The sequence below is a fragment of the Archangium sp. genome, from assembly GCF_036277355.1.
GTDB lineage: Bacteria > Myxococcota > Myxococcia > Myxococcales > Myxococcaceae > Archangium.
On sequence record NZ_DASUNC010000092.1, the window covers coordinates 1 to 7,203 of the forward strand.

Sequence of the window (7,203 nt, forward strand, 5' to 3'; positions counted from 1 at the left end):
CTGCTGAACATCGCTTGGGTGGTGCGGCCGGCCTTGGACTTCGTCCTGCACTGGAGCCGCTGGCGACGCCGCCATCAGGCCATCGCCAAACGCTGCCATTACCGACGCAGAGACCCTCGCGCCAAAGTCCCACTGTAGTACGCCTGGAGGCGCGTGTGGCGCTGGAGGTGCTGCTGCGGCAGCTGCCGAACCTTCGCTACGTCGAGGGCAAGCGCCCCGTGCGCCGGCCCCACTTCTTCCTGCGGGGCTTCGAACACCTGCACCTCGCCTGGGACGTGCCGGCCCGCTGAGGACTTTCCGGCAGACACCCCAGCCTCTCGTGGGGGAGGCGGGGATGAGGCGTTGCCTTCGCCATCCTGCACCGCATGCATCATTGCTCTGCCAACGTTGCACTCACTGCATGAGCTGACCTTGGTTACCTTGCTGTTCGCCGGGCGGTTCCGAGAAGGGACCGCCCCTGTGGTTCCAACCCCTGTCACCCGAGGTCGCCATGAAGAAGCTCCTGAGCCTTGCCGTCCTGCTGCTCTCCCTCCCTGCCTTCGCCCAGACCGGGGGAGACACGCAGAAGGACGTGCTCTTCGTCGTCAGCAGCGCCACCAGGATGAACAACGGCTGGGACACCGGCTTCTGGCTGGCCGAGCTCACCCACGCCTACCACGAGCTGACCGAGGCCGGTTTCACCGCCGACATCGCCAGCCCGCTGGGGGGAACTCCCTCCATCGACCCCTGGAGCGACCCGCGCAATCCCTACGGGCTCTCCACCCACGACATGGTGTCCATGGGCTTCCTCCACATGCAGGGCCCCATGAGCAAGCTGAACAGCTCGCTGCGGCTGTCAGAGGTGGAGCTCTCCAAGTATGAGGTGATTGTCTTCGCGGGTGGCAACGCCGCCATGTTCGACCTGCCCACGGACCCCTCCGTGCAGCAGGCCGTCCGCACCATGTGGGAGCAGGACAAGGTGGTGGCCGCGCTCTGCCACGGCACCTCGGCGCTGCTCAACGTGCGCCTCTCCAATGGCAGCTACCTGCTGCGGGGCCGCACGGTGACGGGCTTCTCCAACGCCGAGGAGCGCCAGGTGGAGCAGATGCTGGGGGTGACGGGGCTCATGCCCTTCTGGATCGAGAACGAGGTGCCCCTGCGCGGCGGGACCTTCATCTCCGCCGCGCCCTGGGCACCCTTCGCCACCCGGGATGGGCGCCTCGTCACCGGCCAGCAGCAGTACTCCGGCCGCGCCGTGGCCCACCTCATCCTCAAGACCTTGAGCAGGTAACCGCCCCAGGCCCGCTCCGGCCTCAGGCCTGTGGGCGCGGGGGCTCGTGCTGGGGCAGGGCGGCTGGGGGGGCAACGCGGTGGTCCGCGCCAATGGCCTCGCGCACCGAGCGGAAGCCATCCCGGGCCAGCAGCGGGCCCAGGCCCTCGAGCAGCCGGCGCACCATGCCCGGGCCCTCGTAGATGAAGCCCGTGTACACCTGCACCACCGAGGCTCCGGCCTTCAGCTTCTCGTACACGTCCTCGGCGGTGAAGACGCCGCCCACGCCGATGATGGGCAGGGCACCTCCACTGCGCGCGTAGGCCCGGCGGATGACGGCGTTGGCCGGCTCGCGCACGGGCGCTCCCGAGAGCCCGCCCGTCTCCTTCGCCACCGGGTGTTCGAAGGGCCGCGCGATGGTCGTGTTGGTGGCGATGATTCCCGCCAGGCCGCACGCGCGCACCACGTCCACCACCTCGTCCACCGCCTCGGGCGTGAGATCCGGGGCGATCTTCAGGAAGAGGGGCTTGCCCGGGGACACCTGCTCCAGGCGCGCCTTCACCGCCCGCAGGAGCGCGGTGAGCTGCTCGGGCTCCTGCAGCTTGCGCAGGCCCGGGGTGTTGGGCGAGCTGGCGTTGATCACCACGTAGTCCCCGAGCGGGGCCAGCGTGTCCACACACGCCACGTAGTCGTCCACCGCCTGCTCCAGGGGCGTGTCCTTGTTCTTGCCGATGTTCACCCCCACCGGAGCGGGGTGCCAGGTGCGCGCCCGGAGGTGCTCGGCGGCGTTGGCGGCTCCGTGGTTGTTGAAGCCCATCCGGTTGATGAGCGCACGGTGCTCGGGGATGCGGAACAGACGCGGCTTCGGGTTGCCCGGCTGGGGCCTCGGGGTGAGCGTGCCCACCTCCACGGCGGCGAAGCCGAGCGCCAGCAGCCCATCCACGGCCTCGGCCTCCTTGTCGAGCCCCGCGGCGAGCGCCACCGGGTGGGCCAGCTCCAGGCCCGCCACCTTCACCGAGGCGTCATAGGTGACGGCGGCGAGCGTGCGCGCGCGCATGCTGCGGCACGTCCCCGCGAGGTGCCCGAGCCAGCGCAGCAGGGTCATGCCCAGGCGGTGGGCGCGCTCGGCGGAGAAGAGGAAGAGGAGGGCACGGGCAAGGCGGTACATGGGGCTCACGTGGGAATGAAGGAGTACTGGCGCGCCCAGGCGAGCGTCTGATCCACCTGCTCGGCGGAGAGCAGCCCGTTCTTCTCGACGAGCTCCACCTCGCGCAGCATGTCCGTCTCCAGCAGGTAGGTGCCGTCGGTGTTGAGCGTGAACTTCACGCCCCGGTCCCAGAAGGTGCGCATGATGTGCTGGAGCTCGTCGAGCCCCTCCACGGCGCGGGTGTGGAGGTTGGAGGTGGGGCACAGCTCGAGCACCACGTCGCGCTCGCGCAGCAGCTTCATGGCGGACTCGTCGTAGGCGGCGCGGATGCCGTGGCCGATGCGGTGGGGCTTGAGCTTCTCCACCACGGCCATGACGCCCTCGGCGCCGGTGCCCTTCGTCTCCCCGGTGTGCACGGTGCACTTGAGGCCGGCCTTGCGCGCGCGGGCGAAGAGGTCCTCGTACTGCCCCACCACGGAGGGCTCCAGCTCCAGCGCGTGCTTCTCCGTGCCGGCCAGGTCGATGCCATACACGCCGCGGCCGCGGTACTTGATGGCCTTGTCCACGATGATGCTGTTGAGCCGGTGATCGAACTCGCGGGCCAGACAGAAGATGAGGCCGGCCTTCACGCCGTACTCGAGCATGGCCCGGTCCATGCCGCGCAGCGCCGCGTGGATGATGTGGTCCAGGTCGAGCTCGGAGTTGAGGTTGCGCTTCATGGGGTTGAAGCGCAGCTCGATCTGCGAGACGCGGCTGCCGCGGTACTCCTTGCCGATGATCTCGTAGACGGAGCGCTCGACGGCCAGGGGCGAGCTCTGAATCTTCTCCGTATAGGTGTGGAGGATCTTCAGGTAGTCCTCGAGGCTGCCCACCTTGCCGGGACGCGAGGTGATGAGCTCGACGAACTCGAAGTAGTCCCTCACGGGGAGCTTGAAGCCCTGCTGGTGCGCGAGGGACCAGAGGACGTGGGGAGCCACGGAGCTACCCACGTGGATGTGCAGATCGATGAGATCGCGTGCCATGGCGGCATGTATGCACAGAGCCGCCCGGCCGTCCAGCTAACGGCGGAGCAGCACGTAGACGGCGCCCGTGCCTCCGTCCTGGGGACGTGCGGTGGCGAACGCGAGCACCGTCTTGCCGATGCTCTTCTGGGCGAGCCACTCGCGGATGCGCTGCTTGAGGACGGGGATCTGATCCTGGGAGTTCAAACCACGCCCGTGGACGATGAGCACGCAGCGCTTGTGGGCGCGGCGGCTCTCGGAGAGGAAGCGGTCCACGGCCGTCTTGGCCTCGGCCTGGGTCATGCCGTGCAGATCGAGGCGTCCCTGGAGCGAGAAGTCACCCCGGCGCAGCGAGCGCAGCAGGCGCGCGTCGATGCCCGGAGCGGCGCCCTCGATGTACTCGTTGGACTCGGCGACATCGAAGTCACCCTGGCCGGCCACGAGCTCGGCGAGCTCGGCGAGGGCCTCGGCGTTCTCGTCGATGATCTCGGGCAGCCGGGGGTTGGGCGGGGGGGGCTCGGCACCGCGGTGGGTGATCTGCTCGACGCCGTCCATGGCGGAGAGGAAGAGGGACATGTCGTCCTCCTCCTGGGGGCGCTTGGACCTGGAGGGCTTGGAGGGCGGGGGAGGCGCCTGGGGCTTCTTGGGCGGCTCGGCCTGTTTCTTCTTGAGGTCCGCCAGGGCGGACTTGAAGGGGTTGTTGAAGCTTTCGCTCTTCTTCTTGGGGGAGCCGCGATCGCTCATGGTGGGATTTGTAATGCGTCAGAGTGGGCCGCAGTTCAACCCGGTTTCTCGGTCTCCGAGCGGAGAGAGGTATACCCGCTGACTCTCAGCGGCGCAGGCGCAGGCGGATGGGGCCTCGGGCCGTCGAGGGGTCCACCACCCGGCCGCCCTGGAGGATGTCCAGCTCTCCACGCGCCACCAACCGCCGGGCCGCCTCGCGCACGGGCTCCATGCGTTCGCGCCAGCCGTCCTCCCCGGCGGCACGCGCCACCTCCGAGGGACATACCGTCGCCTCCCGGGCCCGTGTGGCGAGCACGTCCAGGATGAGCTGCTCGAGCGGGTCATCCCGCCCCCGCGCCTTGCGGCTCCTGCACCGGTCGGAGCAGTAGCGCACGTTCTCCCAGTCGCGCTCCCACTTCTTGCGCCAGGTGATGGTCCGGCCACAGACGGCACATGTTTTCGGAGGCGGAGTCGGCATCGGTGATGTCAGTGATTCAAAAGTAACCGGACTCAGGGTTGACAGCGAAGCATGCTGCCTGTATCTCCATCGCACGCGTCTGGAGAATTTCGTGTTCCGTCCTGTCACCCGAATGCCGATGTCCATGGAGGCCATGCTCATGCGTGGCCCGGGCATGCGCGCGTTCGCGTGAGGATGGGACTCCAGCCGGTTCCAAGCTGAACTCCCCCTCTGAAGCGCCGCGGGTGCCCGGGTTTCCCACCTGACACCGCCCGCGGCACGGCTGCGTTCCGAGCTTCCTCGCTCCGAGCTCCGCCTTTCGTCCCGCCGTGGGCTCGCGGTTCCTCGCCCCAGCAGTTCCGAAAGGAAGACATCCGTGAGCAGCAATCCCTCGCACCCCGCCGCGAGCAGGCCGTGGTGTGTCTATAAATTCGGTGGTTCCTCTGTCGGCACGCCCGGACGGCTGCCGCGCGTCCTCTCCCTCATCTCCGAGGCCCAACGTCCGCTCGCCGTCGTCGTCTCCGCGCTCGGCGATACCACGGACTGGCTCATCTCCGCGGCCAACGCCGCCGCCCGGGGAGACGCGGTGGGCAGCGGCGCGGAGCTGTCCCGGGTTCGCGGTCTCGCCCGGTCCATCGCGGGCACGGTCCTCGAGGGCGCCGTCCTCACCGCGCACGAGAAGACGGTGGAGCAACTCCTGGCCCCCATCGAGCGGCTGCTCACGGGCGTGGAGCTGACCCGCGAGTGCACGCCGGCCACGCTCGACGAGGTGCTGTCCGTGGGCGAGCGCATCTCCTCCGAGCTCGTCGCCCGCGCCCTGACGGCCCGGGGCATTCCCGCCCTCGCGGTGGATGCGCGCACCTTCCTCGTCACCGATGAGACGGCGGGCGCGGCCCGGGTCGACATCGAGGCGAGCCGCGCCCGCCTCACGCCGCTCGTCTCCGGGTGGGTGGGCAAGGTGCCCGTCATCACCGGCTTCATCGCCCGCTCGCACCAGGGCCGCACCACCACGCTGGGCCGCAATGGCTCCGACTACACCGCCACGCTGCTCTCGTGGCTGCTCGGGGCCCGGCAGGTGACGGTGTGGACGGACGTGCCCGGCGTCATGACGGCGGACCCGGCCCTCGTGGCGGACGCCTACCCCGTGCCGCGCATGACGTACGCCGAGGCGCTCGAGCTGGCCCACTTCGGCACCCGCATGTTCCACCCGCGCACGATGATTCCGCTGCTCGAGAGCGGGGCCGCGCTGCACATCCGCGGCACCACCGAGCCGGACGCCCCGGGCACGCGCATCGACGCCGAGGGCAATCCGGATCCCCACCGGCCCACCAGTGTCACGAGCCTGGAGCGTCTGGCCCTGCTCCACGTCGAGTCCCTGCGTCCCACGCTCAGCGAGCCGCTCGGGCATCGCGTGTTGCAGGCGCTCGAGGCGGCCCGCATCACCGTATGGGGCGGGACGCTGTCCGCGCTGGCGCCCTCCATCTCCCTGGTGGTGCCCCAGGCACAGGCCGAGCGGGCCCACGCGGTGCTTGAGGAAGCGCTGCGAGGTGAGCGCGAGCGGCGGGAGGTGCGCGTCCCTCCGCCCCTCGCGCCGGTGACGTTGGTCACCCTCGTGGCCGAGTCCATGGGCCATCGGCCGAATGTGGCGGGCCGGTTCTTCCACGCGCTCGGGAACGTGGGCGTGAACGTGCGCGCCATCCTCCAGGGGGCCAGCTCGCGCAGCGTGTCGTGCGCCGTGGACGCCGAGGACACGGCCGTGGCGGTGCGCACCGTGCACAGCGCCTTCAACCTCAACGAGACGGAGATCAACGTCGTCCTGGTGGGGAAGGGGACGGTGGGCGGACGGTTGCTCGCCCAGCTCGCGGAGAACGCGCGGACGCTCGAGGCCCGGCACGGTGTGGCCCTGCGCCTGGTGGGCGTGGTGGACAGCCGCCGCGCGCTCTTCGAGCCCCGGGGCCTGCCGCCCGCCGAGGTCCACGCGAGGCTCGCGGAGGTCTCTCCGGGCAGCACGACGCCTCCGGACGTGAAACCGCTGCTCGAGCGGTTGTCGCGCCTGTCCGTGCCGGTGCTGGTGGACTGCACCGCTGCGGACGGCCTGGAGACGCTCTACGCCGAGGCGTTCCGGCGGGGCATCCACGTGGTGGCTGCGAACAAGAAGCCGCTCGCGCGTCCCTGGAAGGAGTGCGAGTCCCTGCAGGCCCTGGCCCGCGCGCACTTTCGCACCTGGCACTACGAGACCACCGTGGGCGCGAGTCTCCCGGTCATCGAGACGCTGAAGAACCTGGTGCGCACCGGGGACCGCGTGGAGCGCATCGAGGGGTGCTTCTCCGGTTCGCTCGGAGCCATCTGCCATGCGCTGATGGACGGCGTGCCCTTGTCTCAGGCGGTGCGGACGGCCCGGGCCAACGGCTACACCGAGCCCCACCCGCGCGATGACCTGTCGGGCCTGGACGTGGCGCGCAAGGCCCTCATCCTCGCGCGGGAGCTAGTGGACTGTCCGACAAGTTTTTCAACATAGTCAGGACAGGTGCCGGTCCACCCACGAGTGCATCTTGGCGCGAGTCCAGGACCAGGTGAAGGGGTGGGCGTAGAGGCGGTTGTACTCGGGCCAGCTGGCGTCGAGGTG

The 7,203-nt window shown here is 69.7% G+C and carries 7 protein-coding genes; 3 read left to right on the forward strand and 4 right to left on the reverse strand.

Annotated features, from left to right (window positions below; translation table 11 throughout):
• Window positions 1-155 precede the first annotated feature (155 nt).
• Both VFZ09_RS23975 and VFZ09_RS23980 read left to right on the forward strand, forming a co-directional pair.
• Window positions 156-290 (forward strand): hypothetical protein, encoded by a 135-nt coding sequence (locus VFZ09_RS23975; RefSeq protein ID WP_329729965.1) that lies wholly within the window; start codon window positions 156-158, stop codon window positions 288-290.
• Window positions 291-490: 200 nt separating this feature from the next.
• Window positions 491-1,270 (forward strand): type 1 glutamine amidotransferase domain-containing protein, encoded by a 780-nt coding sequence (locus tag VFZ09_RS23980; protein WP_329729966.1) that lies wholly within the window; start codon window positions 491-493, stop codon window positions 1,268-1,270.
• 22 nt (window positions 1,271-1,292) lie between these two features.
• Here the strand turns inward: VFZ09_RS23980 and VFZ09_RS23985 are convergent, their stop codons facing one another.
• The 4 genes from VFZ09_RS23985 to VFZ09_RS24000 all read right to left on the reverse strand — a co-directional run bounded on the left by VFZ09_RS23985 (window position 1,293) and on the right by VFZ09_RS24000 (window position 4,598).
• Complete coding sequence (locus tag VFZ09_RS23985) at window positions 1,293-2,417, reverse strand: quinone-dependent dihydroorotate dehydrogenase (protein WP_329729967.1); 1,125 nt, start codon at window positions 2,415-2,417, stop codon at window positions 1,293-1,295.
• A gap of 5 nt (window positions 2,418-2,422) precedes the next feature.
• Window positions 2,423-3,418, reverse strand: a complete 996-nt coding sequence (locus VFZ09_RS23990; protein ID WP_329729968.1) for an adenosine deaminase — start codon at window positions 3,416-3,418, stop codon at window positions 2,423-2,425.
• A 36-nt stretch (window positions 3,419-3,454) separates the two neighbouring features.
• On the reverse strand, window positions 3,455-4,141 hold the full coding sequence (locus VFZ09_RS23995; RefSeq protein ID WP_329729969.1) for a Smr/MutS family protein: 687 nt from the start codon (window positions 4,139-4,141) through the stop codon (window positions 3,455-3,457).
• Window positions 4,142-4,226: 85 nt separating this feature from the next.
• Complete coding sequence (locus tag VFZ09_RS24000; RefSeq protein WP_329729970.1) at window positions 4,227-4,598, reverse strand: DUF2256 and DUF3253 domain-containing protein; 372 nt, start codon at window positions 4,596-4,598, stop codon at window positions 4,227-4,229.
• Between the two features lie 355 nt (window positions 4,599-4,953).
• On the opposite strand from VFZ09_RS24000, the gene VFZ09_RS24005 reads away from it, so the two are divergent.
• Complete coding sequence (locus tag VFZ09_RS24005; protein WP_329729971.1) at window positions 4,954-7,095, forward strand: aspartate kinase; 2,142 nt, start codon at window positions 4,954-4,956, stop codon at window positions 7,093-7,095.
• Window positions 7,096-7,203: the final 108 nt, after the last annotated feature.